The following is a 26,073-nucleotide window of genomic DNA, read 5'->3' on the forward strand; positions in this document are numbered from 1 at the left end:
CCGAGCGCTGATGCGGTCACTAGGGAATACTCTGATGGTGCTAAATTTCGAACTTGACGCTACGCTTTCCACGTGTTTCGTCCCCCCGACGGCTTCGAAGATCGCCATGACACATCTGAAAAATCGAAACGTGAGACCATTAGTTCGACCAGCAGCCATAAAACGATCGAACGCGCCGAAAGAGCCAATGCACACGCCAGCGCCAGTCACGGGAGATCAGGCTCTCGTCAAGAACATCAATCGCATCGCCATGCTTCGCCTCCTGCGCGAACACGCCGGCATCTCGCGCGCCGGCCTGTCCGAGCGCAGCGGCCTGACGCGATCGACGGTCAGCCTGCTCATCAAGGAACTCATCGATGAAGGGTGGCTGGTCGAGTCGGATGCGTTCGTGACCGGTACGGTCGGACGCCGGCCCACGCCGCTCCGGCTGGTCGGCAAGAACATGGTCCTGCTCGGCGTCGATCTCGGACCCGATGTCGTCCAGGTCGTGGCGACCTCGATCGACGGAGAGATCCTGGAGTCGAGCCAGGCCGCCCTGCGCTCGAAGGATCCGGATGAAGCGTGCCACCAGCTCGTCGAGATGGCCACCGCGCTCTCCGCGAAGATGACACGCGGCGGCTCGCGCCTCCTGGGCATCGGCGTCGGACTGCATGGCCCGGTCGACAAGCGTTCGGGCATGCTGGAATTTGCGCCGAACATCGGCTGGCGCCACGTCGAGATCGGCCGGCGATTCGGCGCCGAACTCGCACAGGCGGGTCTGGCGGACGTCCCCGTCTACTATCACAACGAAGCCGACCTGGCCGCGGTCGGCGAGACCGAGTTCTGCGAGCGACCGGTCGACGATCCCCTGGTCTACGTCAGCTGCGGCGTCGGCGTCGGCGCAGGGATCATCCTCAACCACGCGCTGTTCACCGGCGCCAGCGGCTCAGCAGGTGAAATCGGCCATACGACCCTCGTGATCGACGGACAGCCCTGCTCGTGCGGGCGCCTCGGTTGCGCCGAGGCCTACATCGGGCTCAAGGCCATCGCAGCCGCGGCAGGCTGCTTCCAGGACGACGTCATCGACCGGCGGGCGCTGCGAGCGCGCATGAGCGCTCGCGATCCGGCGACCCGGAGCGCCTTCGCGCGGGCCGGCGCGGTGCTTGGCGTGCTGCTCCAGAATGCCTGGACGACCTTCAACCCGCAGGTGATCGTGCTGGGCGGAGAGACTGTGACCCTCGGCGGCGACACCCTCCTCGATGCGGCAACCCAAGTACTTGCCCAGTACGCGCAGAGGGCCGGCCTGACGCCGCCAGTGGTGAAGGCAGCGCGGTACTCCGACCTGGCGACTGCCGTCGGTGGCGCAGCGTACGTCCTGCACGCGATTCTCAATCCTCACCAGCAAGCCCTTCAGTCGCAGTACGTCGCGAAGCCGTCCTCTGCTTGAAGGGCTCGCCCGAGGTTGCCAAATTTGTTCGATCAGTGAATTAATTGAAGCGAAGATTGCCCGCACTCACGAAGAGGAGAAACTCTTTCATTGGACGTTCGACGCGCCGGCGCGGATCATCGAAAGGCGTGCGGGGGCATGGCAGTGCGTCCGCCTGGCATGCCCGCGCTGATTGTGGAGGCAATGAAATGAACGAAGCCATCTACTGTTTCGACACGGCGACGGTGCGGTTCGCGATCTACCCCGAAGGCCTTGCCGGCGAGCGAGTCATCGCCGAGATCGCGGAAGACCCTCTGCGCGACCTGTTCGGCGCCAGCGGCGGCGGCGACACCCTGGTGGAGGCCTACAAGGCGAACGCCGCGGTCATCGACGCCTGCGCCCTGGAGCGCCATCACGCGGCGCCGCATCACCCCGTGCTGCTGGAAACGCGGGATTTCGAAGCGATGGAGCACACGGCCGGCGCCTGAGTCGCGATCAGGCCACCCATTGCAGGTCGAACACGTGGTGGCCCCACGGCGGCATGTCCAGGAACAGGCCACGGGCCAGCAAATCGTCACCCGCCCGGTCGTAGACGGCCGGGCCAAGCAGATCCCGCAGCCGCAAGCGGCGGCCCGCCATCTGCGGGAAGGGCAAGTGCACGAAGCACTGGGATTGCTGCGGCGAACAGTTCACGGCCACGAGCACCGGTTGCTGTGCGGCGTCTGCCCAACGGAAGGCGATGAAGTTGTCCGCCGTCGGGTTGCCGGCCCATGCCGGAACGCAGTCCAGCAGGGACCAGTTGCCCTCGCGCACGATCGGCAGGCGCAGCACGGCGAGCAGCCGCTCGTAGAACTGCTGGAGCGCGGCATCCGCGGCTTCATCCGGCGCGCGGACCAGATGCGGCGAGATCCGGATTCGCCGCCCGTCGAGCTGCCCCTGGTGGAAGAAGCGCAGGCCGGGTGAGAGAAAAGTCAGCACCGCGGCGGCGGCATGGACATCCGGCGCGAAGGTCGATGCCGCGCGCGGCTCGTCATGGTTTTCCAGAAAGCGGGCCAGCCTGTCCTGATAGGCCATGTCCGCCCGGAAATGCTCGCGCACGGGGCGGGCGTGCTGGTCGCGCAGGCGGTCGTACAGGCGCTTGTCGTAGGTGTAGTCGAAGCCTTGCTGCTGCAGGGTCCATTCCATGTCCCAGTAGACCTCGGCCATGAACAGGAACGCCGGATGCGTGCGCCGCACCGCGTCGGTCGCCTTCGGCCAGAAGGGTTCGGCCCCGATGCCCCAGGTGCGCTCGAACACCTCGGGCAGCACGAGCATGGCCATGTCGCAGCGCAGGCCGTCGCACTGGCCGGCGATGCGTTCCAGCTCGCCGATCATGGCCGCCTGCAGCGCCGGGTTGCCGTAGTCGAGCTGCAGCGTGTCGGGCCAGCCGTCGAAGTAGGGATCCCGGCCGTAGGCGAGCAGCAGCGGTCCATTTTTCGTCTCCACCCGGGCGAAGTTCTGGGGCGAACGCGCCAGGTCGGCTTCCGTGCCGTGGACGAAATAGTCAGGGTGCGCGTCCGTCCACGGATGGTCGGGCGCCATGTGGTTCGGCACGAAGTCGAGCATCAGGCGCAACCCTCGTTCGCGCATGCGCGCGCGCAGCCGCGCCAGTGCCGCGTCGCCGCCCAGGCCGTCGTGCACGCGGTAGCCGGTGATCGCGAAGCCCGAGCCCGCGATGTCCGCTTCGCGCAGGTCGGGCAGCGTGTGCTCGAACTCGCGGCGCCACGCCGGATGGCTGCGCGAGATGCGTTGCGCGGCCTCCCCGGTCTGCCAGACGCTCAGCAGCCAGATCCAGTCGAACCCCGTGTCCACCAGACGATCCAGTTCGGCGTCGACGATGTCGTCCAACGTGGCCCGACGCCCGAGCGAGGACGACAACGCGGTCAGCCAGACCCGCGTGTTGATCTGGTAGAGCACCGGATAGCGTGGATCGGGCATGGCGGTCACCGTTGGGTCTCGAATCCGAGGCAGCCGGTCCAGCCGGTCTGGTGACTCGCGCCGATGCCCCGGTTCGCCTGCGCGTCATCGAGCCGTTGCTTTTCTGCTGCATCGATGCCCATGGGATGGTCTCCTCGAGCCCCGTGCCGGCGGGGGGATTCGACGCATCTTCGTCACTTGATCCAGGCTCCGCAAGGGGCGGCGCAACGCATCCCCGGGTTCAGGATTCGTGCTTCGCGCAGCGTGACAAAAACCGGAATGCCCCCTACGCTTTGCCAAGCCAGCTCCACACTTCTTCGTCATGCTCCAGAAACGCTCAATGTTCCTCAGCCACAAAATCGGCGCTCACTTCATTCTTGTCGGTGCAACGCTCGCCGCCTTGCTCACGACCCACGACGCGAAGGCCCAGGCCCGGCTGGACCAGGCGGCCGATGACAGCTGGCGGTTTTCGGCCGGGCTCGGCGTCTTCAACCGCCCCAGGTATCCCGGCAGCGGCGACACGCAGACGGTGGCTGTGCCGCTGGTCACCGCCAACTACGGACGCTACTTCATCGGCGGCACGCCGGGGGCCGGCTTTCCATTCGGTGTCGGCTTCAACATCATCCAGGATGACGCCTGGCGCTTCGGGTTCGCCTTGGGCGGCGAACTGACCAAGCCGCGCAAGGAGTCCGACGCGCCGATCCTCCGCGGCTGGGGCGACATCCCCGAGACCGCACTCGGCAGCGTGTTCGCCTCCTACACCTACGACTGGCTGACGGTCCGGGGCTTCCTGCTTTCCGACATCGGGGGCAACGACCAAGGCACCCGGATCGCCGTCGACCTCGAGGGGCGGTATCTGGTCAACGACAGGCTGGTCCTGACGGCCGGGCCCGGTGTCACCTGGGCCAATGGCAAGTACACCCAGACCTTCTACGGCATCAGCGTCCCGCAAAGCCTGATTGCCGGCGTTGCGCCGTACCAGGCGGGAGGCGGCCTCAATACGGTGCGCTTTTCCGTCGGTGCCCAGTACCAATTGACCGCCCAGTGGGGCCTTGGCGCCAGCGTCGCCGTCGCCTGGCTGCAAGGCGACGCCGAACGCAGCCCGATCACCGAAGACAGGACGCAAACCACCTACGGCGTCTTCGCGTCCTACAGGTTCTGAAGGCGGACTACGCGCCGAGGATGCTCTCGAGGTCGGCCTCGTCGCTTCCCGCATCGAGCTTGAGGCTTTCCTGGATGTGATCCAGGTGATGGAGCATCAGTGTCTCGGCCCGCTTCGCATCGTTGCGCTTGATCGCTTCCACGATCTCCTCGTGCTCGTCGGCGCGGCAGCTGGTCGCGGTGGGCGCGTCGTACAGCGAGATGATCAGGCAGGTCAGCGTCGACAGCTCGCGCATCGTGCGTGCCAGCGCCGAATTGCCGGCGAGCTCGGCCAGCAGCAAATGGAACTCGCCCGACAACCGAACCACCGCGCGCGCGTCGTTGCGCTGGCGCGCGTCGGCTTCCAGCTCGAGGTGCCGGCGCAGGCGCTGCATCTTGAAGTCGTCGATGGTGCCGACCAGCCGGCGCAGCACGCCGGGCTCGATCAGGCGGCGCGCCTCGAAGACATCGCGCGCCTGCTCGATGGTGGGCTTGGCGACATGCGCGCCGCGCTGCGGCACCAGCTCGACGATCTGTTCGTGCGCCAGGCGGGCCAGCACCTCGCGCACCTTGGCGCGGCTGGTGCCGAAGATGTTGGCCAGCCGGTCTTCGCCGAGCTTGGTGCCCGGCGCGAGCCGGTGCTCGAGGATCGCCGTGGAGATCTTCTCGGCAATGGCGTCGACGCTCTGCTCGCGGGCGGCGCCGCTGGCTTCCTTGGGTGAACTCTGTTTCTTTGGCATGGCGTTCGATCTTAGCGACGACGCACGGACCCCGTGCCACCGCCGCATCGGCGAGGCCTCATCGCTGCGTGCGGTCGCGGGCGAGCAAGCGCGCGATGCCCTCCGGAAGGCCGTGGTTCGGCTTGATCGGCGGCGGCGCGAAGCTGCCCTGCCGCGCCGGCAGCGTGCCCAGCGAAACCAGGGTCTGCGCATGGCACACGGCGCTCGACACGCCATCGACCACGGGCACGGGAATGCGCTCCCGGATGGATCGCGCCAGGCCCGCCAGCGGGGCGCCGGCAATGATGATCACGTCGGCGCCGTCGTCCTGCACGGCCGACAGGCACAGGGCCTCCAGGCGCGCGGTGTGGTCTTCCTGCACGCGGCCGATGTCCTTCAGCGGGTCGTCCAGGTTCCGGATGCTGGCCAACCGGCCGCTCAGGCCGTTGGCGGCGACGCATTCGCGGTACCAGGCGGTGATGCGGTGCGAGATCGCCACGATCGAGAAGCGCTTGCCGAGCAGGCAGGCGCTCATCAGCGCCGCCTCGGTGAGGCCGACCACGGGGATGTCCAGCACTTCGCGCAGGCCGTCGATGCCCGGGTCGCCGAAGGCCGCGACCACGATCGCATCGTGCCGGTCGCAGTGTTCGGCCGCGAGCGTGGCGGCCGCGTAGGCGCCGATCAGCGACTCGAAGCGGGTCTCGATGTAGGCGACGCCGAAGGGCGCCGTGAGCACGCTCACCTGCGTGCCCGGCGCGGCGGCGCGGCGGGCCTCGGCCTCGATCAGGTCGGAGACGCTCTGGGAGGTGTTGGGGTTGATCAGCAGGATCTTCATGGCGTGCCTCGCTGTGGCGACTGCGGCAGCAGCGTGGGCCGGCCGCGGCGCAGGAACTCTCCGCGGCCGGCGCGCGGATGGAATGTCTGTCCGTCCCACACGACCTCGCCGCGCGCCAGCGTGAGGGCGGGCCAGGCCTTCACGTCGATGCCTTCGTAGGGCGTGTAGTCCACGGCATGGTGCAGGTCGGCGTTGCGGACCTGCCGGGGTGTCGCGCCCCAGACCACCAGGTCGGCATCGGCGCCGATCGCGATGGTGCCCTTGCGCGGATGCAGGCCGTAGGCCTTGGCGGGATTCGTCGACGTGAGTTCGACGAACCGGTTGATCGTGATCCGCCCATCGAGCACGCCGTGCGAGAACAGCAGCGGCAGGCGCGTCTCGATGCCCGGAATGCCGTTGGGGATGTGGCGGAACTCGACCTCCTTGCCGCCCGGCTTCTTGCCTTCGGGCGCGTCGTAGCGGAACGGCGCATGGTCGGACGAGAAGATCGTGAACAAGCCGTCGGCCAGGCCGTTCCAGATGACCTGCTGGTTGTCCTTGTTGCGCGGCGGCGGGCTGCAGACGCAGCGTGCGCCACCGTAGCTGTCGTCGATGCCGAGGTCCTCGGCCGTGAGGAAGAGGTACTGCGGGCAGGTCTCGGCGAACACGTGCAGGCCGTGCGAGCGCGCCCAGCGGATCTGCTCGACGGCCTCTTTGCCCGAGACGTGGACGATCATGATCGGCACGTCGACGAGTTCCGACAGCGCGATCGCGCGATGGGTCGCCTCGCGCTCGACCAGCATCGGCCGCGAATGCGCATGAAAGCGCGGCGCGGTGCGGCCGCTGGCCTCCAGCCGCCGGGTCAACCACTCGATGCAGTCGGCGTTCTCGGCGTGGATCATCGCCATCGCGTCGTGGCTGCGCGCGACGTCCAGCACGTCCAGGATCTGGCCGTCGTTCAGCTTGAGGTCGTCGTAGGTCATGTAGATCTTGAACGAGGTGTAGCCCTCGGCGATCAGCTGCGGCAGCTCGTTCTTCAGCACTTCCTCGGTGGGGTCGCTGACGATCAGGTGGAAGGCATGGTCGACGTGCGCGCGGCCTTCGGCCCGCTCGTGGTAGTCGCGCACCGCGGCGCGCAGCGACTGGCCTTTTTGCTGCGCCGCGAAGGGAATCACCGTGGTCGTGCCGCCGCAGGCGGCCGCGCGCGTGCCGGTGTCGAAGTCGTCCGCCATGCGCACGGGCGCTTCCATGGGCTGGTCCAGATGGCAGTGGGCATCGACGCCGCCGGGCGTGACGAAGGCCCCGGCGGCGTCGATCTCGCGGCGCCCCGGCGGCAGGCCCAGTCCCAGTTGCACGATACGGCCGCCCACGATGCCGATATCGGCATCGAAGGTGTCGCTGGCGGTGGCCACGCGCGCGTTGCGCACGACCAGGTCGAATTGGCTTGCGCTCATGCGAACAGCCCTCCCCAGCCCTTGACCGCGCGCGGATCGGCGCCGGCGAGCTTCAGTGCCTTCCAGACCACGGTCGCCACCGAGTCGTAGATCGGGATGCCGAGCTCGCGCTCCATCTCGGCGGCCAGGGGGGCGCCGTGGAGGTTGGTGCACATCACCGTGATGGCGTCGGGCTTGTGCTGCGCGACCTCGCGGATCATCGTGCGCAAGGTATCGGGCGCGACCTCGGCGAACGAGAAGTTCACCGTCAGGTCCAGGTGGCGTTCGGCGACGCATTCGATGTCGAGCGCCGCGTAGTTGGCGACGATGCGCCGCTGCACGTCCTCGACGTAGGGCGACACCAGGCCGAGCGTGCGTGCGCCCTGGGCCGCGAGCAGCTCGTTGAGCGCCAGCACCGACGTGGTCGCCGGGATGCCGGTCAGCTCGGTGATGCGGGCGCACAGCGCACGGTCGCGGTCGAAGCCGAGCCAGCTGGCGGAGGTGCCGCTCCAGCAGATCACGTCGACCTTGGCATCGGCCAGCAGCTGCGCGGCGTCGAGGATCGTGCGCTCGTCGAACTGGTTCTGCGACTTGTCGCCCATCGAGATCTCGGTCACGCGGAATCGCGAGAAGTGGGCCGAGACGCCCGGCACGCCGGCGACCATCGCGCTGGTCAGCGGCTCGAGCGCCGTGTTGGAGGACGGCGTCAACACGCCGATGCGTTTTTGCAGGGACATCTCGCGGATCTCGAAAAGTGAACTAGACGGGCAGCTTCTTGCTGTAGTCGATCAGCAGCGTGGAGCAGACGAAGAGGCCTGCGCCGGCCGCGGCGAAGAGCATCAGCGCCAGGAAGTAGGACCCGGTCGCCTGCACGATCAGGCCGACCACGATCGGCACGCCGATGCCCGCGACGTTGCCGCCCAGGTTCATCGTGCCGCCGAGGAAGCCGACATGCGCCCGGCGGCCGAGGATCGACGGCACGCACCAGAACAGACCGCACCAGCGCAGGAAGAACAGCGTGACCGACAGCAGGATGACGACCACCACCGGGTCCGTGATCTGCGAGACCATGTAGATCGCGAGGGTCGCGATGACCGAGGAGATGCCGAACAGCGTGCGCAGGACCTTCGCGTTCGAGGCGCCGGCGGCCTTCCATTTGTCCGCCAGCCAGCCGCCGAACATTTCGCCGACGAAGCCCGAGAAGAACATGATGAACACCGCCCCGCCCATCTGCTTGATGTCGAAGCCGTGGACCTTGGAGAGGTAGTTCGGCATCCAGGTGAGCAGGCCGTAGAAGAGCGCGTTGAAGCACATCCAGCCGAAGAACATGCCCCAGACCGAACGGAAGCGCAGGAAGTCGAGCAGGCGGCCGCTGGCGCCTGGCGGCTCGCTGGCGGCGTCCTGGGCGTGGCTGGCCTCGATGTACTTCGCCTCGGCCTCGTTGACGCCGGGATGTTCGCGCGGGTGGTTGCGGATGTAGCTCCAGGCGAACAGGCCGGCGACGACGGTGCCGACACCGGCGATCACGAAGGCCAGCCGCCACGAGCCGAGCACCGCGATCAGGCCCGAGATCAGGATCGCGCCGAGCGCGGCACCGAGCGGCGCGCCGCCGTCGAGCAGGGTCGCGCCGCGGCCGCGCTCGTTCTGCGTCATCCAGATGCCGTTGAGCTTGCCGCCCGCCGGGTAGATCGGGGCTTCCGCCGCGCCCAGGCCCAGGCGCGTCAGCAGCAACGGAACCCAGCCGGTGCAGAAAGCGGCGATGGCCTGGAAGAAGCCCCAGCCGAGCGTTGCGCCGGCGATGACGACGCGCGGGCCGAAGCGGTCGGCCAGCATGCCGCCCGGAATCTGCATGAGCGCATAGGTCCAGAAGAAGGAGCTGAGCAGCAGGCCCTGCACGGCCGGCCCGATGTCGAACTCCTTCGCGATCAGCGGCATCGCCACGGACAGCGAAGCCCGGTCGATGTAGTTGATCGAGATGAGGAACAACATCATCAGGAAGATCTTCCAGCGGACCTTGGAGGGCTGGAGGGCGGTGTCGGGTGCTGCGGCGGTCGCCGTGGCGCCGGCCGTCATGGTGGGTGGCATCGGTTCTGTCTCCTTGCGTGGCACGGATGCCAGCCTGCAGGGGAGCACCCGGCACGCTGGCGAGCTTGCAGCCGCGAGTCGGGGCGGGTCTGGCCCATGCACCACCGAGGCTGTGGGGCGGACTTTAGAATCGGCCGGAAATGATGTCAACATCGTTGTTGACAATGAATGTCGACTCTAGTGAAAACACCTACTCGATCGGCCGACTTGCGACATCGGCGAGGGGTGTTTCAGCAAAGAAAGCCATGGCGGCCAGCACGCCGCTGCCGGCCAGCGGAACGCCCGCCAGCTTGAGCCCCATCTCGACGCCGGTCAGCGCCGCCATCAGTGTCAGGTCGTTGCAGTCGCCCAGGTGGCCGATGCGGAACATGCGGCCCTTGAGCTTGCCCAGCCCGGCGCCGAGCGACAGATCGAAGCGCTCGTGGATGAGCTTGCGCAGCGCATCGGCGTCGACGCCCTGCGGCGTGATGACGCCGGTCAGCACCGGTGAATGCACGCGCTCGTCCGCGCATTGCGTGGGCAGGCCCCAGGCGCGCACGGCGGTGCGAACGCCCTCGCCCCAGCGCCGGTGGCGCGCAAACACCGCGGGCAGGCCCTGCGCGAGCAGCATGTCGAGCGCCTCGCTGAGTCCGTAGAGAAGATTCGTGCTCGGTGTACAGGGCCAGTAGCCGCCCTTGTTCATCTCGACGATCTCGTCCCAGGCCCAAAAGGCCTTGGGCAGCCGCGCGGTCCTGGCGGCCTCGATGGCCTTGGGCGACAACGCGTTGAAGCTGATGCCCGGCGGCAGCATCAGCCCCTTCTGCGAGCCGCTGACGGTGACATCGACGCCCCAGGCGTCATGGCGGTAGTCGGCACTCGCGAGGCCGGAGATGGTGTCGACCATCAGCAGGGCCGGATGGCCCGCCGCGTCGATCGCTCGGCGAACCGACGCGATGTCGGAAGTGACGCCCGTGGAAGTCTCGTTGTGCACCACGCACACGGCCTTGATGCGATGCCCGCTGTCCTGGCGCAGGCGCTCCTCGATCAGGTCGGCCTGCACGCCATGGCGCCAGCTGCGCGGCAGCCCGGTCTCGTCGATGCCCGGCAGGGCGAGAAACTCGGGCTCCAGGCCCAGCCTCTGGGCCATCTTGCGCCACAAGCTCGCGAAATGGCCGGTCTCGAACATCAGCAGGCTGTCGCCGGGACTGGCCACGTTGACCAGTGCGGCCTCCCAGGCGCCGGTGCCCGACGCCGGATAGATCACCACCGGGTGCCCGGTCTGGAAGACCTGCTGCAGCCCGCCGATCACCTTCTTGCCGAGGGTCGCGAACTCGGGCCCCCGATGGTCGATGGTCGGCAGGCTGATGGCGCGCAGGATGCGATCGGGCACCGGGCTGGGCCCGGGGATCTGCAGGAAATGCCGGCCGCTGGCATGGTTGTCTAGAGCGATCATGGGTGTCTCTGTCCTTTGACTTCTTCAGGGGTCTACAACTGCACCGACGCACGGCCGATGCCCGGGAATTCAGCGCTGACGAGGTCGCCCTCGGCCGCGTTCAGGATGCCGACCCAGGTGCCGGTGGTGACCACCGTGCCGGCCGCCACGCGATCACCGTTGCGGGTGGCATGACGCAGCCACGCGGGCAGCAGGTATGCGGGGTCGCCAAGCGAGTGGGTGCCGCGGCGCTCGACCGTCGCTTGCGAGCCGATGCGGACCGTGCAAGGCTGGGCAGCCCAGTCGCGCGCGACGAACGGGACCCAGTCGCCGAGCACCAGCGCACCGTGCGACTGCAGGTCGGCCAGCTTGAAAAGCGCCGGCGCATCGAGGGCCTCCCGCCAACGCGAATCGACGATTTCTATCGAGACGGCCATCGCGTCGACCAGGGCCGGCGCGCTTCGCGCATCCAGCGTCGATGCCAGCGCCTGGTCGACCTCGCGCCCGAGCCGCAGGGCGATTTCGGCCTCGATCCCGCGAAGATGGAACGGCCGCTCGCCGGCCCGGGCCGGACTCGGCCACACGCCTTCGGGCGGCAGTGGCGCGCAGGTCAGTTCCGCTTCGCGAGACGCGCCGCCGGCCTTCCAGTGGCGCGGCGGCGAGGTCGCGAACCAGCCGAGTTCTTCGGCCACCCGTTGCTGCACCGCATAGGCATCGCCAGCGTCGCCCAGCGCGTCGGCCAGCGACGCGGCGAGTGCCAGGGTGTCGTCGCGGCGGGCAAGGGTCAGTGCCTGGACGACGACCTCGATCTTCGATGGGGACATATGGATTTCCTGTGACGGCTTCGAAAAGCTCAGAAGAAGATGCTCAGCGGCGCGAGGCCCGACACTTCCGCGCGCACCGCCGTCCCTTGCGAGGCGAACAGCATGCCGGTGCACGAGCCGGTGGTGACGATCTGGCCGGCCTGGAGGCCCGCGCCTCGCGCCATGCAGTGGTTGGCAAGCCAGGCCAGCAGCGCGCCGACATCGGGGTGCGCATGCTCGCCGATGGTGTGCGCGACGACCTGGTCGTCGAAACGCATCACGGCCTCGATCCGCTCCAGGTCGAACCAGGCGATGTCGAAGGCCGCGGGCTCGCCCACCGCCAGCCCGCCATGGCTGAGCAGGTCAGCCAGGAGCGCCGCGGGCTCGGCATCGAGCCAGTCGGTCAGACGGGTCTCGGCCACCTCGATCACCGGCAGCACGGACTCGACCGCCAGCGCCACCTCGGCGCGCGTGTACGGCCAGGCGCGCGGCGGCAGGTCGGACCCGAGCCGGAATGCGACCTCGACTTCGGCTCCGCGCAAGTGCCATGCGCCGCCGTCGAGCGTCGATCCGCCGGGCGCCAGCCCCGCGGCCGGCAGCGGCGCGCAGACCGGCTCCTGGCCGGGGCCGGTCGCGCCGACCTTCCATCCGCCGATCGGGCCGATCGCAGCCAGGGTCGCGTCCTGGATCGCGTAGGCCTCGTCGCGGCCGCGCGCCTGCAGCAGCGTCGACGGCACACGCCGCCCGTCGCGCCGCGCACGACCCAAGGCCTGCGCGGCCGCCTCCGGCGTGACCTGCGCCGCCGCGGGCGCGCAAGGCGTCATAGGTCGGGGAAGCGCTGCCATGGATGGGCTTGCTCGATCGAGCGGGCGAGTGCCAGCAGCGCGTCGTCCCCGCCTTCGCGGGCGACCAGCTGCATGCCGACCGGCATACCGGCCGCGAAGCCGCAGGGCAGCGCGATGGCCGGCAGGCCCACGGCATTCGCGAAGCCCGCGAACACCGCATGGCCTCGCGGTCCGACATCGCGCCCGTCGATGAGCGTCGGGTGCGTTTCGCCGGCCGGCCACGGCAGCGCGGCCGCCGCCGGCGTCAACAGGAAGTCGTACCGCTCGAACAGGCCCGCCAGGCCGGTGCGCAGCCGTTCGGCCTCGAACAGCAGGTCGAACAGGTCCGCTGCGCTGGCCTTGCGGCCCGCCTCGGCGTTCGCCTGCATCGCTGGCCCGAACAGAGCCGGATCGAAGGGCCGCCCCGACAGTTCCTGCGGCTGCCCGACCAGCCAGGCCAGGCCCACCTGCGCGAGCAGCGGCCAGCGCGCGTTGACCGCCTCGGCCATGTCGAAGTCCTGCGCCGTCGCGACCTCATGCCCTCGATCGGCGAACCGGCGCGCGGCCGCTTCGGTCAATGCCGCGATCTGCGGATCGACCGGGTGATCGCCGAAGCGCGGGATGAAGAGGATGCGCGCGCGCGCGGGACCTGGCGCCTCCACCGGGCCGCGGCCGATCACCTGCATCACCGCGGCCACGTCGGCGACGCTGCGCGCGATCGGCCCCGCCACCTCGAAGTCCAGAAAGATCGGCGGCAGGCCGCCGCCGCGCGGCACGCGTCCGCGCGAAGGCTTGAAGCCCACCAGGTTGGTGTGCGAAGCGGGCCTGCGGATCGACCCGCCGCCATCGGTGGCCAGCGCGATCGGGCACCCCCCGGCGGCCACCAGTGCCACCGCGCCGCCGGACGAGCCGCCCGGCGTCAGCGACGGGTTCCACGGATTGCCAGTCGGGCCGAACACCGGGTTGTCGGTGTAGCCCTGCATCGTGAACTCGGGCACGTTGGTCTTGCCGAAGATCACTGCGCCAGCGTCGCGCAAGCGTGCCACCGGGATCTCGTCGCGCTCCGCCACGAAGCCGGCCAGCGCCCGGCTGCCCCAATGGGTCGGCAGGCCGCGCACCTGCAGGTTGTCCTTGATCGTGACGGGCACGCCGTCGAGCGCACCCAGCGAACGCCCTTCGCGCCAGCGGACCGTGCTCTGCTCGGCGGCATGCAGCGCTCCCTCGACATCCAGGGCCACCAGCGCATTCAGCCGGGGGTTGACCGCATCGCTGCGCGCCAGGCACGCCCGGAGCGCGTCGCCCGGCGTGAATGCGGCGATGCGGTAGCCCGCGGCGAGCTCGGTCGCGGTGAGTTGCCAGAGCGATTGCATGCCGGGCTACTTGAAGCCGACCACCGGGCCCACGACCTGCTTCCAGATCGCCGAACACTTGTCGTAGGACTTGTCGCACAGTTCGCTCCACGTCGGGAACGACACGGTGGTGAGTGCGTCGCGAACCAGCTGCTGGTCGGCCGCCTTCACGGGCACGTCCTTCATGGTGAACTTCTTGACCGTCTTGCAAGGCTCCTTGCCGACGTTGCATCGCGAGGCGTCATCGAAGAGCTCCTTGGAGTAGGCCCAGACATCGTTCTCGAAGCCTTTGAAGGCAGCCGTCAGCTTGGCCTGCTGGTCGGGCGTCATCGCGTTCCACCTGGACAGGTTGATCGCATAGGCATTGAGCGCGATCTGGAAGCCGATCGGCATGAAATGCGTCGTCACCTCGGGCCAGCCCGCGGAGTTGGCGGAGCTGGGTCCGGTGATGGCGCAGTCGGTCACGCCGCGCTCCAGGGCCTGCTGCGTTTCGCCGAAGGGAATCGTGACCGGGATGCCGCCGAGCTTCTCGATGAACTTGGCGAGCGACTGGTCGTACACCCGCACCTTGCGCCCCTTCAGGTCGGCCAGGCCGCTGATCGGCACCTTGCAGAACACCACCTGCGGGCCGAAGGGATAGATGCCCAGCAGCTTGCCGCCGTGGCGCTCCTGGAGCCGCTTGTCGAAAGCGTCGCGGTAGGCGTCGACGACCTTGCGCGCGACCTCGAAGTCGGTCGACAGTCCGACGATGTCGGGCCCGAGGAAAAAAGGCTCGTCGCGAGACACCTGGGCCAGGCGCAGGGTGACGACATCGAACAGGCCCGACTTCAGCACCCGCAGGCCGTCGGCATCCTTGATGCCCAGCACGTCCATCGGCTTGTAGTCGGCGTCGATGGGCAGCCCGGTGTTCTTCGCGAAGTTCTCGAAGAAGGGCTGCTCCCTGGTCTGCTGGATCAGCCCGGTGGCGACCAGGTTGCCGGCGACGCGCAGCTTGGCATTGTCGGCCTGCGCCGGCAGCGCCAGCGCGAGGAATGCCGCGACCAGCGGGAGAACGAATTTCAGTTTCATGCCTGACTCCTTGGAAGAAAAAGTTAAAGACTCGAAAGGGATGCCGTCACTTGCCGAACATCAGGTTCGGCAGGTAGGTGGCGATCGAAGGGTTGTGGATCAGGATCGCGGTCATCACGATCATGGCGGCGAAGAAGGGCAAGGTGCCCTGGAACACGTCGTTGATGGAGCCTTCGCCGCGCACGCCCTGGATCACGTAGAGCGTCATGCCGATGGGCGGGCTGATGAGCGAGATCTCGCACATCAGCACCATGAAGACGCCGAAGAAGACGGGATCGATGCCCGCGGCCTGGATGATCGGAAACACCACCGGCAGCGTGCCGACCAGCATCGGCATCGTCTCGAGCGCGATGCCGAGCACCAGGTACAGCACCGCCAGCATCCACAGCAGCATGATCGGCGAGACGTCGGCCGACTTGATGAGGGTCGCCAGCGCCTGCGGCACGCCCAGCATCGAGAGCACGAAGTTGAGGTACAGCGCCGCCACCAGGATCAGCGCCGTCATCGCGGTGAGACGCATGGTCGAGCGGAAGCACTCGTGCAGCATCGGGATGTCGAGCTTGCGATAGCCCGCCGCGATGGGCAGGCAGACGATCACGCCCAGCGCGGCGCTTTCGGTGACGGTGGCCCAGCCCGTGTAGATGCCGCCCATCACGACCGCGAACACCGCCAGCGGGCCGAGCAGGTGCACCGAGTGGCGCAGCTTCTCCCCCAGCGGGGTGCGGCCCTCGCGGGTGCCCGCGACCGAGGGACGCCAGACGCAGATCGCCAGGATGGTGAGCAGGAACAGCACCGTCATGATCGCGCCGGGCAGGATGCCGGCCATGTACAGCCGCGCGGCCGAGGTGTTGGTCATCGAGCCGTAGATGATGAAGGCCACGCCGGGCGGAATCAGGTTGCCCAGGCTGGCGCCGGCGGCGATGGTGCCGAGCACCATGCGCTGGTCGTACTTGCGGTTCTTGAAGGCCGGCAGCGCGACCGTCGAGATCGTCGCCGCGGTCGCGACCGAGGAGCCCGACACGGCGGAGAACAGCGCCGAGGCGCCGATGTTGGTGTGCAGCAGCCCGCCCGGCATGCGGTTGAGCCACTGGCCGAGCGACTGGTACATCTTGTCGGTGGCGCCACCCCGCATCAGGATCTCGCCGAGCAGGATGTACAGCGGGATCGACAGCAGCAGGTAGTCCTCGCCGGCCGCCCAGAGCTGCTCGCCGACCGCGTTGATGGCCGGCATGCCGAAGTGCACCAGCGCGCCGAGCAGCCCGACCACCAGCATCGTCGTCGCGACGTGGAAGCCGAGGAACATGAGGCCCAGCATGATCGCCAGGCCGGCCAGGATCTCCAGCGGCCCGATCATGATGCGGCTCCGGTTGCGACGGCGTGCGCGGGCACCGGCTGCGCCGGTGTCTTGAGCTGCACCTCGGTCTCGGCCTCGATCTCCTCCTCGATCGTCTGCGGCCCGAAGCGCTCGTTCAGCTCGCCCGTGCGCCGCTGCACGAACAGGCGCAGCGCATCGAAGGCCGCCCAGGCCGCGACCAGGGCGAACATCAGGTAGCCGCCGAGCCAGATCGATTGCGGGATCCACATCGGCGTGGCCAGCGGCGTCGCTGCGGTGCTGCGCAACTCGATGCTCTCGAGCACCACGTTGTAGCCGCGCCAGAGGCACAGCAGCGACAGCGCCGCCAGGCTCAGCATCGCGAGCATGTTGAGCAGGGCCCGCGTGCCGACCGAGAAGCGCGACAGCAGGAAGTCGACCCGCGTGTGGCTGCGCGTGATCAGCGTGTAGGCGAAGCCGAAGGCGCCGACGATGCCGTAGGTGTAGGAGCCGATCTCGTCGATGCCCTGGAGGCTGAACGAGAAGACCTTGCGGCCGAGCATCTCGGCGCAGGTCATCACCGACAGAGCGATCAGCCACCAGCCGCAGGCGATCACGGTCCAGTCGCAAACCCGCGTCAGCGTCCGGCTCACGCCGTGCGGTGGAAGCAATGTTTTCATGGTTTTGTTTGCAAGGAGATGCGGTTGAAGTGCATGCATTGGAGCGTGCAACGGGCGCGCGCTGCGGACAATTCCGCTGCGCGGGACGACCAGCAAAAGCCTTTGGAAATCAATCACTTGGCGCCTTGCGCCAGTGGAAGGCCAGGGGCCGAGGGGGCCTAGCGGGCCCTTCCGCCGTAGGCGGCGGTGATCTCGTCGGCAGCCGCGCGCACCATGGCGCCGAGCTGTGCGAAATCGGAACTCCGGATGCGCTGCGTCGGGCCGACCAGCGAGATCGCGCCGAAGGGCTGGCCATGCTCGTCGCGGATCGCGGCGGCGATGCAGCGCAGCCCGACCGCGTTCTGCTCGTCGTCGATCGCGTGGCCCGCGCGGCGCACTTCGCCGAGCGTCTCGTGCAGCCGCGATGCGCGCGCGATCGTGTTGTTGGTGAGCTTCGGCAGGCCGTAGGTGCGCAGGTACTGCAGCACGTCTTCCTCGGCCATCGCCGCCAGGATCGACTGCCCCATGGCGGTGCCATGCAGCGGTGCACGAAAGCCGGGCTTGCCGATGGCGCGCATGGTCTCGCGGCTTTCGACCTGGGTCACGAAGACGATGTCGCCGAGATCGGCGATGCCCAGGTTGATGCTCTCGCCCGTGCTGTCGCGCAGGCGGCGCATCACGGGCAGCGCGAGGTGCGCGATGCGACGCCGGCGCGCGAAAGCCGAGCCCACCGAGAAACAGCGCACGCCCACATACCAGAGGTTGGTCTCACGGTCGAACTGGACGAACTGCCGCTGCTCGAGCGTGGTGAGCAGCCGGTGCGCGGTGGAAGAGGAAAGCCCGCTGTGCGCCGCGATATCGACCAGCCGATAGCCTTCGTCGTCATCGGCGAGCAGCTCCAACAGCTGCATGGCGCGGGTGAGCGACTGCACGGTGCTGTCGCTGTCGCGGTCGATGCGGGTGACCTTCGTGGTCTTGCTGGACGGGCGCGGCGAGCTGGCTGTCATGGCGTGCCTTATGCAATTTGCGCGCCATCGGCCCGGCCGCATGGCGCGCGATCCGGGGGTCGATGGTCGGGCACAACCAGGTTGTCAAACACAGTGTTTACACCGATGTCGACATTGCCGAGGCGATCGGCCGGACCGTCACTGGGGCAGGTCGCCGGTGGGGCGGCCCAGCCACTTGACCGACAGCCGGTCGAGCTCGCCGCTCTTCCTGGCGTCCGCCAGGATCTCGTCGACGCGCGCGCGCAGCTTGTCCTCGCCCTTGGCGACACCGACGAAGTTGGGCGAGTCCTTGAGCACGAACTTGTATTCGGCGCCCAGCTGCGGGTTCTTGCTCATCATGGCCGAGGCCACCTGCGCGCTGGTGGCGACCAGTTGGGTCTGGCCGGCGACGAAGGCGGAGATCGTCGTGTTGTTGTCCTCGAAGCGGCGCAGTTCGGTCGATGGCGGCGCCACCTTGGTCAGCTCGGCGTCGTCGACCGAGCCGCGCGTGACGGCGATCGACTTGCCCGCGAGATCGGCCGGCGACTTGAGCGCGATGGTCTTCGGCCCGAACACGCCGATGAAGAAGGGCGAATAGGCGATCGTGAAGTCGATGACCTTCTCGCGCTCGGGATTCTTGCCGAGGGTCGAGATCACCAGGTCCGCCTTCCGGGTCTGCAGGTACGGAATGCGGTTGGCGGTCGTCACCGGCAGCAGCTCGGCCTTCACGCCGAGCTTGGCCGCGATGAGGCGCGCCATGTCGATGTCCAGGCCTTGCGGCGCAAGGTCGGTGCCGACCGAACCGTAGGGCGGGAAGTCGGTCGGGATGGCGATCCGGATGGTCCTGGCCTTGAGCACGTCGTCGAGGGCCGTCTGCGCCGAGGCGGTGCCAGCGGCTGCGAGGACGAGCGCGGCGGCGAGGCCGATCGAAGCGAGGGAAAGGAAGCGGGTCGGGTGGGTCATCGTGTGGCTCGAAGGGGCGGGAGCCCGCCTTGTATGCAAGATGGGTGCCATCCATTCGACGGCCTGGCAGGGGCTGTATAGAGACCCTACACTCGGGAACGCGATCGGTGCCTCCCGATCTTGTCTTCTCAAGGAGAGCCTCCCATGAGCAGCGAAACAGCAGAACGGCGCCGGCTCGACGACACGCATGCGGGCCTCGCGGCCTGGAAGAAGTGGGGGCCGTATCTGAGCGAGCGGCAATGGGGGACGGTGCGCGAGGACTACAGCGACAACGGCGATGCCTGGAACTACTTCACCCACGACCAGGCCCGGTCGCGCGCCTACCGCTGGGGCGAAGACGGGCTGGCCGGCATCAGCGACGACCACCAGGTCCTTTGTTTCGCCCTGGCGTTGTGGAACGGCCGCGACCCGATCCTGAAGGAGCGCGCCTTCGGCCTGGCCAACAGCGAGGGCAATCACGGCGAGGACGTCAAGGAGTGCTACTTCTATCTCGATTCGACGCCGACGCACTCGTACATGAAGTACCTGTACAAGTACCCGCAGGCGGCCTACCCGTACAACGACCTCGTCGCCACCAACCGCGGCCGCGGCAGGGACCAGCCCGAATACGAACTGCTCGACACCGGCGTGTTCGACGACGACCGCTATTTCGACGTCTTCGTCGAATACGCCAAGGCGGCGCCCGACGACCTGCTGGTGCGGATCACCGCCTTCAATCGCGGCGCCGACGCGGCGCCCCTGCACCTGCTGCCGACCCTATGGTTCCGCAACACCTGGTCGCAGCCGGGCGGCGGCTCCAAGCCGGTCATCGAGCGCGTGGCCGCCACCGGGGGTGCGGCCGTGCGGGCACGCCACACCGATCCGCTGTTCCTCGAATCGCTGGCCGACTACCACCTCTTCTGCGATGCCGACGTGCCGCTGCTCTTCACCGAGAACGAGACCAACAACGCGCGCCTGTTCGGCGGCACCAACGCCTCCCCGTTCGTGAAGGACGGCATCCACGCCTTCGTCGTGCAGGGCGATGCGGGCGCGGTCAATCCCGCGGGCCAGGGCACCAAGGTGGCGGCGCACCATCGGCTGCTCGTCGCCCCGGGGCAGTCGCAGGTCGTGCGGCTGCGGCTGACGACCCGCGAGCCCGCTGCGTCGCCCGCGCCGTTCGACGACTTCGACGCTGTCTTCGCCAGCCGGCTCGAGGAGGCCGACGCGTTCTACGCCGCGGTGACGCCGCCGGCGGTCCGGGATGACCCCGACCGTGCGCGCGTCCTGCGCCAGGCGCTGGCCGGCATGCTGTGGACCAAGCAGTACTTCTACTACGACCTCGATCTCTGGCTCGACGAGCACGGCGCCGGCGGCCAGCTGCCACCGTCGGAGCGGCGCCGGGTGCGGAACATCGACTGGGGCCACATGTTCAACGACGACATCATCTCGATGCCCGACAAGTGGGAGTACCCGTGGTACGCCGCCTGGGACCTGGCCTTCCACATGATCCCGCTGGGCATGGTCGACCCCGATTTCGCCAAGCAGCAACTCGACCTGATGCTGCGCAACGACTACCTGCATCCGAACGGCCAGCTGCCCGCCTACGAGTGGAACTTCGGCGACGTCAATCCGCCGGTGCACGCCTGGGCCACGATGCAGCTGTTCCTGATCGACAAGGAGCGCCGCGGCGACAACGGCGACATCGAGTTCCTCAAGTACGCGTTCTCCAAGCTGCTGGTCAACTTCACCTGGTGGGTCAACCGGAAGGACCGCACCGGCGCCAACGTGTTCGAGGGCGGCTTCCTCGGACTCGACAACATCGGCGTGTTCGACCGCTCCGCGCCCCTGCCCACGGGCGGCTACCTGGACCAGGCCGACGGCACGGCCTGGATGGTGTTCTTCAGCCAGCAGATGCTGCGGATCGCGGTCGAGCTGGCGGTGAACGAGCCGCTGTACGAGGAATTCGTCGAGAAGTTCTTCCAGCACACGATGTTCATCGCCGGCGCGATGGACCGGGTCGGCGAGCGCCAGGACGAGATGTGGGACGAGGAGGACGGCTTCTTCTACGACGTGCTGCGCCTGCCGGACGGCAGCGCCACGCGCCTGAAGGTCCGCTCGATCGTCGGACTGCTGCCGCTGGCCGCGGCGGCCGTGTTCGAGCAGGACACCATCGACAGGCTGCCGCGGTTTCGCGATCGTGCGCGACAGTTCATGGCGCGGCACCCGGAACTCGTGGCGAACGCGCATCTGCCGAACGAGCCCGGCGTCGCCGGGCGACGCATGCTGGCGATCGTCGGCAAGGACAAGCTGCGCCGCATCCTCGCGCGCATGCTGGACGAGGACGAGTTCTTCGGACCGCACGGCATCCGCGCGCTGTCGCGCGTCCACCTCGAACACCCCTACGTCTTCGAGCACGCCGGCCAGTCGTACCGGGTGGCCTATGTGCCGGGCGATTCCGATTCAGGCATGTTCGGCGGCAATTCCAATTGGCGCGGGCCGGTCTGGATGCCGATCAACTTCCTGCTCTACACCTCGCTGCTGCGCCTGTACGCCTACTTCGGCGACGACTTCAAGGTCGAATGCCCGACGGGATCGGGGCAGATGATGACCCTCCTCGAAGTGGCGAAGGAACTGGGCGAGCGCCTGTGCCGCCTCTTCCTGCGCGGCCAGGAAGGCCAACGGCCGGCACACGGCCCGGCGCCGAAGTTCCGAGACGACCCCCACTGGCGCGACCTGGTGCTGTTCTACGAATACTTCCACGGCGATTCCGGCGCCGGCATCGGCGCCAGTCACCAGACCGGCTGGACCGGCTGCGTCGCGCGCATCATCCAGATCAACGCGCTGCTGACCCGGGAGCTGCTGCTCATGCCGGACGCCGAGGCGCAGGCCGCGCGGGCACTGCACGGGGCGACCAGCGCCGGCACCACCGCGCCCTGACCGCTACGCGTGCGAATCCGGCCCGGCCTCGCCGGCCGAGGGGTCGGCGCTGTCGAGCCAGGCGTTGATCAGCGTATAGGAAACCGCCAGCAGCACCGGACCGACGAAGATCCCGACCAGCCCGAAGCCGAGCAGGCCGCCGATCACGCCAGCGAAGATCAGCAACAGCGGCAGGTCGGCGCCGCGCTTGATGAGCCACGGGCGCAGGAAGTTGTCCATGGTGCCGACGATCACGGTCCACACCAGCAGGAAGACGCCCCAGCCGGTCGAGCCGTTCCAGAAGACCCAGATCGTCGCCGGCGCCAGCACCAGCGTCGGCCCGAGCTGCACGATGCACAGCATGAACATCACGGCAGTGAGCAGGGCCGCGAAGGGCACGCCGGCGATCGCGAGGCCGATGCCGCCCACCACGGCCTGGACGATCGCCGTCACGCCGACGCCGAGGGCCACGCCCCGGATCGCCTTGCCGGCCAGCACCACCGCATCCTCGCCGCGCGCGCCGCCCAGCCGGCGGCCGAAGCGCCGGACCTCGTTGGCCGCCGATTCGCCCTGGGCATACATCAGGCCCGCGATCACCACGGTCAGCAGGAACTGCAAAGTGAGCGCCCCCACCACCCCGGCCTGCGAGAACAGCCAGCCGGTGACGCGCGAGGCATAGGGCGTGACCTTGGCCTCGATGCCCGCCACGCCCGAAGCCACCAGCTCGTCCCAGGCCAGCACCACCTTGGGCCCGACGAAGGGCACGCCGCCGACCCAGTCGGGCAGCTGCGGAGGGCCCTTGCTGATCTGGAGCTTGAACCAGGCGATGACTTCGTCGGCGTTGGCCGCGATGGTGGAGATGGCCATCGTCAGCGGCAGCACGAAGAGCAGCAGCAGGATCAGCACCATCACCAGCACCGCCAGGCTGCGCCGTCCCCACAGCCGGGCCTCGAACCAGAGCAGCGCCGGCCAGCTCGCCACCACCACCATCACGGCCCAGATGGTGGCACCGAGGAAGGGCCGCAAAATCCAGAGGGAAGAGGCGATCAGCAGGAAGATGGTCAACACGCTGAACGTGATCTTGGCAAGGTCCGGGCGCGTGTCTGTCATGGGGCGTCACCTCTGTACGGAAGGCGCCATCGTAGCCGAGCCCCGGCGCGGCGCGTGACGCTCAGGGCGAGCGGTGCAGGCGCGGCGCCGACAAGGCGTCGACGCTCTGGCGGATGGTCTCGTCGACGTCGCGCCAGCGCCCGGTCAGCCGGGCCAGGACCAGCGCCGCCTGGAGCGCCTGGATGTCCTTGACGCTCGGCGCGACCCTGATCTGCGCGATCGCCGCGTCGGTGTTGCCGCCCTTGAGGAGCGTCAGCACCTTGGCCGCCCAGTCGCTTGTTCTTGCCATGAGTTCCCCTGTGTCGGATCGGAGGGCGACTCTACACCGGCTTCGGCGCCGGCACCCGCGGCGCCGGTCAGTCGACGGTGATGTGGGTGGCCTTGATCACGCGCTCCCAGCGCCGGATCTCGCCCGCGATGAGCTGGCCGAAGACCTGCGGCGTGGCGGGCGTGGCCTCGGCGCCCTCGGCGGCCAGCCGGGCGCCGACCTCCGCCGAGCCCAGCGACCGGTTGATCTGCTGGTTGAGCATCGCGACGATCTCCGCCGGCGTGCCGGCCGGCGCGACCACGCCGTACCACTGGTCGGCCTCGAAGCCCTGGGTGCCCGCGACGCCGCTCTCGGCCACGGTCGGCACCTCCGGCAGGAGCGCGATGCGGCGCGGGCTCGACACCGCCAGCGCACGCATCTTGCCGGCCTTGATGTGCGGCAGCAGCGCCGGCGCACCCGTGAACAGCAGCTGCACCTGGCCGGCCAGCAGGTCGTTGACCGACGGCGCCGTGCCCTTGTAGGGAATGTGCAGGAACGAGGCGCCGGTCTGCAGCTTGAGGTATTCCATCGTCATGTGCGCGGCGCTGCCGTTGCCGCCGGAGCCGTACGCCAGCTGGCCGGGACGCGCCTTGGCCAGCGCGATCAGCTCGGCCAGCGTGCGGGCCGGCACCGAGGCATGGACCACGAGCACGTTCGGCACCCGCGCCACCCAGGCCACCGGCGCGAAGCTGCGCAGCGGGTCATAGCCGAGCTTGGGATAGAGCGAGGGGTTGACGGCCAGCGTTCCGATGTGCCCCATGAGCAGGGTGTAGCCGTCAGCGGGCGCGCGCGCGACCTTCTCGGCGCCGACCGATCCGCCCGCGCCGGGCACGTTCTCGATCACGACGGGCTGGCCCAACGCGCGGCCGAGCTCCTGCCCGATGGCCCGGCCCAGCACGTCGGAAGATCCGCCCGGCGTGAACGGGACGATGAGGTGCGGCGGCCGGCTCGGATAACCCTGCTGCGCCATGGCCGCGCGGCTCGCGCTCCACAGCGCGCCGCCGGCCGCGGCGAGGCAGGCCTGGCGGCGGGTGAAGCCTGTCGTCATCTGTTGCCCCGTCTTCATTCGGGCTTGATGCCGGCTTCGCGGATCAGCTTGCCGTAGCGGGCCGCATCGCTCTTGAGCAGCTGGTCGAACTGCGCGGTCGGCCCCGGCAGCGGAAGGCCGCCGGCGGCCGCCAGCTGCTCGCGCACTTCGGGCGACTCGATCGCCTTCTGCACCGCGGCGTGCAGCTGCGCCAGCACCGGCTTCGGCAGCCCGGCCGGCGCGACGAAGCCATACCAGACGCTGGCCTCGAAGCCCGGAAAGCCGGACTCCGCGACCGTCGGCACGCCCGGCAGCACCGCGGAATGCTCGGCGCTCATCACGGCCAGCACTCGCAGCTTGCCGCCCTTGGCCAGGGGCAGGGCCTCGAGCGCGTTGACCGCCACCACGTCGACATGGCCGCCAAGCAGGTCGGTCAGCGCGGGCGCACCGCCCTTGTAGGGCACATGGCGCAGCGACAGGCCGGCCGTGTGCTGGAACAGCTCCATGGCCAGGTGCGGCGTCGAGCCGTTGCCCGGCGTCGCCACGGTGACCGCGCCCGGCTTCGCCCTGGCGGCGGTCACCATCTGCTGCAGGGTCTTGAACTCCGAGCCCTCGCGCACCGCGAACACCACCGGCACCCGGCCGACCAGGGCCACCGGCGTCAGGTCGCGCTCCAGGTCGTAGGGCGGCGGCTGGAACAGCGACGGGTTGACCGCCAGCGCATTCGCCGCCAGCAGCAGGGTGTAGCCGTCGGGCGGACTGCCGATCAGCGACTTCACCGCGATGTTGGTGCCGGCGCCCGGCTTGTTCTCGACCACCACGGGCTGGCCGAGGATGGCCGCCATCCGCTGGCCGACCGAGCGCGCGATCGCGTCGACCGCGCCGCCAGCGCTGTAGCCGACGTAGATCTTCAGGGGCCTGGAGGGGAAGGCCTCGGCGGCGCCCGCGGGTTTCAGGCCCCCGATGGCGAGCAGGCCGGCCTGGGCCAGGACGAGTCGACGGGTGATTGTTTTCATGATCGGCTCCGGATGGTCGATGCGCTGCGCAGGCTCAGGCGCCCTGCAGCGGCTCTTCGAAATTCGCCAGCAGCCGCGCCCTGCCGGCATGCACATGGCGCTCCGCGGCGGCGCGGGCGCGGGCCTTGTTCGATGCCACGATGGCTTCGAAGATCGCCCGGTGCTCGGCATTCGAGCGCCGCATGTTGCCCGGCGCGTTGAAGTACTTGCGGCGCACCAGGTGCAGTTCCTTCACGTAGTCGTCGTAGGCCTGGTGGGCGCGCCGGTTGTTCGAGATCTCGAGGATCAGCGAATGGAACTGCAGGTTGAGCTCGTAGTAGAGCGTGCCGTCCTCCGCGTCGCAGGCGGCATCCATGGCGTCGAGCAGCGCCTCCATCTGCTTCCTGTGCTCTTCGGTGAAATGCTCGCAGGCCCGGTCGGCCGCGTAGCCGAACACCAGCGCGCGCAATTCGTAGATCTCGAGCATCTCGCGCAGCGAGAGTTGCCGCACGAACACGCCGCGGTTGGCGACCGCGGTCACCAGGCCCAGTCCGGCCAGCACCTTGATCGCCTCGCGGATCGGACCGCGGCTGGTGCCCATGCGCAGCGCCAGCGCCGCCTCGTTGAGGCGCTCGCCGGGCTTGAACTCGCCGCTGTAGATCAGCTGCTTGAGCTCGCTCACGATGGCATGCGACAGGCCGGCGCCGCGGGGGCTGGAGGAAGGAGTTGGCATGGGCAAATCCTACCTGCACGGCCAATGCGAGTCCGCCGCCGGGCCGCCCCAAGGCGGACTGCGGCCCCCCTGGGGGGCA

24 protein-coding genes are annotated in these 26,073 nt (G+C 68.7%); 4 read left to right on the plus strand and 20 right to left on the minus strand.

Annotated features, from left to right (window positions below):
* Positions 1 to 187 precede the first annotated feature (187 nt).
* Both QTI68_RS06640 and QTI68_RS06645 read left to right on the plus strand, forming a co-directional pair.
* The gene (locus QTI68_RS06640) at positions 188 to 1,426 is read left to right on the plus strand and encodes an ROK family transcriptional regulator (RefSeq protein WP_286520483.1); all 1,239 of its coding nucleotides are present in this window, start codon (positions 188 to 190) and stop codon (positions 1,424 to 1,426) included.
* A 188-nt stretch (positions 1,427 to 1,614) separates the two neighbouring features.
* Positions 1,615 to 1,893, plus strand: coding sequence for a hypothetical protein (locus QTI68_RS06645; RefSeq protein WP_286520485.1), 279 nt, complete (start codon positions 1,615 to 1,617; stop codon positions 1,891 to 1,893).
* Between the two features lie 7 nt (positions 1,894 to 1,900).
* On the opposite strand, the gene QTI68_RS06650 is transcribed toward QTI68_RS06645, so the two are convergent.
* Positions 1,901 to 3,382, minus strand: a complete 1,482-nt coding sequence (locus tag QTI68_RS06650; RefSeq protein ID WP_286520486.1) for an alpha-amylase family glycosyl hydrolase — start codon at positions 3,380 to 3,382, stop codon at positions 1,901 to 1,903.
* 319 nt (positions 3,383 to 3,701) lie between these two features.
* Between QTI68_RS06650 and QTI68_RS06655 the strand changes: the two genes are divergently transcribed.
* Positions 3,702 to 4,523 (plus strand): MipA/OmpV family protein, encoded by an 822-nt coding sequence (locus QTI68_RS06655; RefSeq protein ID WP_286520487.1) that lies wholly within the window; start codon positions 3,702 to 3,704, stop codon positions 4,521 to 4,523.
* Between the two features lie 7 nt (positions 4,524 to 4,530).
* On the opposite strand, the gene QTI68_RS06660 is transcribed toward QTI68_RS06655, so the two are convergent.
* The 14 genes from QTI68_RS06660 to QTI68_RS06725 all read right to left on the minus strand — a co-directional run bounded on the left by QTI68_RS06660 (position 4,531) and on the right by QTI68_RS06725 (position 18,927).
* Positions 4,531 to 5,241 carry a GntR family transcriptional regulator gene (locus QTI68_RS06660; protein ID WP_286520488.1) on the minus strand — a complete coding sequence of 237 codons (711 nt, stop codon included), beginning with the start codon at positions 5,239 to 5,241 and terminating at the stop codon, positions 4,531 to 4,533.
* A 58-nt stretch (positions 5,242 to 5,299) separates the two neighbouring features.
* Positions 5,300 to 6,055 (minus strand): aspartate/glutamate racemase family protein, encoded by a 756-nt coding sequence (locus tag QTI68_RS06665; protein WP_286520489.1) that lies wholly within the window; start codon positions 6,053 to 6,055, stop codon positions 5,300 to 5,302.
* Positions 6,052 to 7,488 (minus strand): dihydropyrimidinase, encoded by a 1,437-nt coding sequence (gene hydA, locus QTI68_RS06670; RefSeq protein WP_286520491.1) that lies wholly within the window; start codon positions 7,486 to 7,488, stop codon positions 6,052 to 6,054. The genes QTI68_RS06665 and hydA overlap by 4 nt, the downstream gene beginning before the upstream one ends.
* Entirely contained in the window at positions 7,485 to 8,204 is a 720-nt protein-coding gene (locus QTI68_RS06675; protein WP_286520492.1) for a maleate cis-trans isomerase family protein, read from the minus strand. The genes hydA and QTI68_RS06675 overlap by 4 nt, the downstream gene beginning before the upstream one ends.
* A 22-nt stretch (positions 8,205 to 8,226) precedes the next feature.
* Positions 8,227 to 9,540 carry an MFS transporter gene (locus QTI68_RS06680; RefSeq protein ID WP_286521536.1) on the minus strand — a complete coding sequence of 438 codons (1,314 nt, stop codon included), beginning with the start codon at positions 9,538 to 9,540 and terminating at the stop codon, positions 8,227 to 8,229.
* A gap of 202 nt (positions 9,541 to 9,742) precedes the next feature.
* Positions 9,743 to 10,984 carry a pyridoxal-phosphate-dependent aminotransferase family protein gene (locus QTI68_RS06685; protein ID WP_286520494.1) on the minus strand — a complete coding sequence of 414 codons (1,242 nt, stop codon included), beginning with the start codon at positions 10,982 to 10,984 and terminating at the stop codon, positions 9,743 to 9,745.
* 32 nt (positions 10,985 to 11,016) lie between these two features.
* Positions 11,017 to 11,787 carry a fumarylacetoacetate hydrolase family protein gene (locus QTI68_RS06690; RefSeq protein ID WP_286520496.1) on the minus strand — a complete coding sequence of 257 codons (771 nt, stop codon included), beginning with the start codon at positions 11,785 to 11,787 and terminating at the stop codon, positions 11,017 to 11,019.
* A 29-nt stretch (positions 11,788 to 11,816) separates the two neighbouring features.
* Entirely contained in the window at positions 11,817 to 12,611 is a 795-nt protein-coding gene (locus QTI68_RS06695) for a 2-keto-4-pentenoate hydratase (protein ID WP_286520497.1), read from the minus strand.
* Complete coding sequence (locus QTI68_RS06700) at positions 12,587 to 13,960, minus strand: amidase (protein ID WP_286520499.1); 1,374 nt, start codon at positions 13,958 to 13,960, stop codon at positions 12,587 to 12,589. Before QTI68_RS06700 ends, QTI68_RS06695 begins: the two co-directional genes overlap by 25 nt.
* A gap of 6 nt (positions 13,961 to 13,966) precedes the next feature.
* Positions 13,967 to 15,007 carry a TRAP transporter substrate-binding protein gene (locus QTI68_RS06705; protein ID WP_286520500.1) on the minus strand — a complete coding sequence of 347 codons (1,041 nt, stop codon included), beginning with the start codon at positions 15,005 to 15,007 and terminating at the stop codon, positions 13,967 to 13,969.
* Between the two features lie 46 nt (positions 15,008 to 15,053).
* Positions 15,054 to 16,361 (minus strand): TRAP transporter large permease, encoded by a 1,308-nt coding sequence (locus QTI68_RS06710; protein ID WP_286520501.1) that lies wholly within the window; start codon positions 16,359 to 16,361, stop codon positions 15,054 to 15,056.
* Positions 16,358 to 16,999, minus strand: a complete 642-nt coding sequence (locus QTI68_RS06715; RefSeq protein WP_286520502.1) for a TRAP transporter small permease subunit — start codon at positions 16,997 to 16,999, stop codon at positions 16,358 to 16,360. Before QTI68_RS06715 ends, QTI68_RS06710 begins: the two co-directional genes overlap by 4 nt.
* A 158-nt stretch (positions 17,000 to 17,157) precedes the next feature.
* Positions 17,158 to 17,985: an IclR family transcriptional regulator gene (locus QTI68_RS06720; protein WP_286520503.1), complete on the minus strand. Its 828-nt coding sequence runs from the start codon at positions 17,983 to 17,985 to the stop codon at positions 17,158 to 17,160.
* Between the two features lie 138 nt (positions 17,986 to 18,123).
* Positions 18,124 to 18,927, minus strand: a complete 804-nt coding sequence (locus QTI68_RS06725) for a transporter substrate-binding domain-containing protein (RefSeq protein ID WP_286520504.1) — start codon at positions 18,925 to 18,927, stop codon at positions 18,124 to 18,126.
* Between the two features lie 144 nt (positions 18,928 to 19,071).
* Here QTI68_RS06725 and QTI68_RS06730 point away from each other — a divergent pair, with 144 nt between their 5' ends.
* Positions 19,072 to 21,843 (plus strand): MGH1-like glycoside hydrolase domain-containing protein, encoded by a 2,772-nt coding sequence (locus QTI68_RS06730; RefSeq protein ID WP_286520505.1) that lies wholly within the window; start codon positions 19,072 to 19,074, stop codon positions 21,841 to 21,843.
* 3 nt (positions 21,844 to 21,846) lie between these two features.
* On the opposite strand, the gene ydiK is transcribed toward QTI68_RS06730, so the two are convergent.
* The 5 genes from ydiK to QTI68_RS06755 form a co-directional block, all read right to left on the minus strand.
* A complete protein-coding gene (gene ydiK / locus QTI68_RS06735) occupies positions 21,847 to 22,932 on the minus strand; it encodes an AI-2E family transporter YdiK (protein ID WP_286520506.1) in 1,086 nt (361 codons plus the stop codon).
* 61 nt (positions 22,933 to 22,993) lie between these two features.
* Positions 22,994 to 23,221, minus strand: coding sequence for a hypothetical protein (locus QTI68_RS06740; RefSeq protein WP_286520507.1), 228 nt, complete (start codon positions 23,219 to 23,221; stop codon positions 22,994 to 22,996).
* Between the two features lie 67 nt (positions 23,222 to 23,288).
* A complete protein-coding gene (locus tag QTI68_RS06745) occupies positions 23,289 to 24,287 on the minus strand; it encodes a Bug family tripartite tricarboxylate transporter substrate binding protein (protein WP_286520508.1) in 999 nt (332 codons plus the stop codon).
* Between the two features lie 14 nt (positions 24,288 to 24,301).
* Positions 24,302 to 25,282 carry a Bug family tripartite tricarboxylate transporter substrate binding protein gene (locus QTI68_RS06750; RefSeq protein WP_286520509.1) on the minus strand — a complete coding sequence of 327 codons (981 nt, stop codon included), beginning with the start codon at positions 25,280 to 25,282 and terminating at the stop codon, positions 24,302 to 24,304.
* A 34-nt stretch (positions 25,283 to 25,316) separates the two neighbouring features.
* Positions 25,317 to 25,994 (minus strand): GntR family transcriptional regulator, encoded by a 678-nt coding sequence (locus QTI68_RS06755; RefSeq protein ID WP_286520510.1) that lies wholly within the window; start codon positions 25,992 to 25,994, stop codon positions 25,317 to 25,319.
* Positions 25,995 to 26,073 lie beyond the last annotated feature (79 nt).

This window comes from Variovorax sp. J31P207 (genome assembly GCF_030316965.1).
Taxonomy (GTDB): domain Bacteria; phylum Pseudomonadota; class Gammaproteobacteria; order Burkholderiales; family Burkholderiaceae_C; genus Variovorax; species Variovorax ginsengisoli_B.

Coding starts and splice junctions, on each gene's coding strand:
- QTI68_RS06640 (WP_286520483.1), top strand. CDS start 188: ATGCACACGCCAGCGCCAGTCACGGGAGATCAGGCTCTCGTCAAGAAC.
- QTI68_RS06645 (WP_286520485.1), top strand. CDS start 1,615: ATGAACGAAGCCATCTACTGTTTCGACACGGCGACGGTGCGGTTCGCG.
- QTI68_RS06650 (WP_286520486.1), bottom strand. CDS start 3,382: ATGCCCGATCCACGCTATCCGGTGCTCTACCAGATCAACACGCGGGTC.
- QTI68_RS06655 (WP_286520487.1), top strand. CDS start 3,702: ATGTTCCTCAGCCACAAAATCGGCGCTCACTTCATTCTTGTCGGTGCA.
- QTI68_RS06660 (WP_286520488.1), bottom strand. CDS start 5,241: ATGCCAAAGAAACAGAGTTCACCCAAGGAAGCCAGCGGCGCCGCCCGC.
- QTI68_RS06665 (WP_286520489.1), bottom strand. CDS start 6,055: ATGAAGATCCTGCTGATCAACCCCAACACCTCCCAGAGCGTCTCCGAC.
- hydA (WP_286520491.1), bottom strand. CDS start 7,488: ATGAGCGCAAGCCAATTCGACCTGGTCGTGCGCAACGCGCGCGTGGCC.
- QTI68_RS06675 (WP_286520492.1), bottom strand. CDS start 8,204: ATGTCCCTGCAAAAACGCATCGGCGTGTTGACGCCGTCCTCCAACACG.
- QTI68_RS06680 (WP_286521536.1), bottom strand. CDS start 9,540: ATGACGGCCGGCGCCACGGCGACCGCCGCAGCACCCGACACCGCCCTC.
- QTI68_RS06685 (WP_286520494.1), bottom strand. CDS start 10,984: ATGATCGCTCTAGACAACCATGCCAGCGGCCGGCATTTCCTGCAGATC.
- QTI68_RS06690 (WP_286520496.1), bottom strand. CDS start 11,787: ATGTCCCCATCGAAGATCGAGGTCGTCGTCCAGGCACTGACCCTTGCC.
- QTI68_RS06695 (WP_286520497.1), bottom strand. CDS start 12,611: ATGGCAGCGCTTCCCCGACCTATGACGCCTTGCGCGCCCGCGGCGGCG.
- QTI68_RS06700 (WP_286520499.1), bottom strand. CDS start 13,960: ATGCAATCGCTCTGGCAACTCACCGCGACCGAGCTCGCCGCGGGCTAC.
- QTI68_RS06705 (WP_286520500.1), bottom strand. CDS start 15,007: ATGAAACTGAAATTCGTTCTCCCGCTGGTCGCGGCATTCCTCGCGCTG.
- QTI68_RS06710 (WP_286520501.1), bottom strand. CDS start 16,361: ATGATCGGGCCGCTGGAGATCCTGGCCGGCCTGGCGATCATGCTGGGC.
- QTI68_RS06715 (WP_286520502.1), bottom strand. CDS start 16,999: ATGAAAACATTGCTTCCACCGCACGGCGTGAGCCGGACGCTGACGCGG.
- QTI68_RS06720 (WP_286520503.1), bottom strand. CDS start 17,985: ATGACAGCCAGCTCGCCGCGCCCGTCCAGCAAGACCACGAAGGTCACC.
- QTI68_RS06725 (WP_286520504.1), bottom strand. CDS start 18,927: ATGACCCACCCGACCCGCTTCCTTTCCCTCGCTTCGATCGGCCTCGCC.
- QTI68_RS06730 (WP_286520505.1), top strand. CDS start 19,072: ATGAGCAGCGAAACAGCAGAACGGCGCCGGCTCGACGACACGCATGCG.
- ydiK (WP_286520506.1), bottom strand. CDS start 22,932: ATGACAGACACGCGCCCGGACCTTGCCAAGATCACGTTCAGCGTGTTG.
- QTI68_RS06740 (WP_286520507.1), bottom strand. CDS start 23,221: ATGGCAAGAACAAGCGACTGGGCGGCCAAGGTGCTGACGCTCCTCAAG.
- QTI68_RS06745 (WP_286520508.1), bottom strand. CDS start 24,287: ATGACGACAGGCTTCACCCGCCGCCAGGCCTGCCTCGCCGCGGCCGGC.
- QTI68_RS06750 (WP_286520509.1), bottom strand. CDS start 25,282: ATGAAAACAATCACCCGTCGACTCGTCCTGGCCCAGGCCGGCCTGCTC.
- QTI68_RS06755 (WP_286520510.1), bottom strand. CDS start 25,994: ATGCCAACTCCTTCCTCCAGCCCCCGCGGCGCCGGCCTGTCGCATGCC.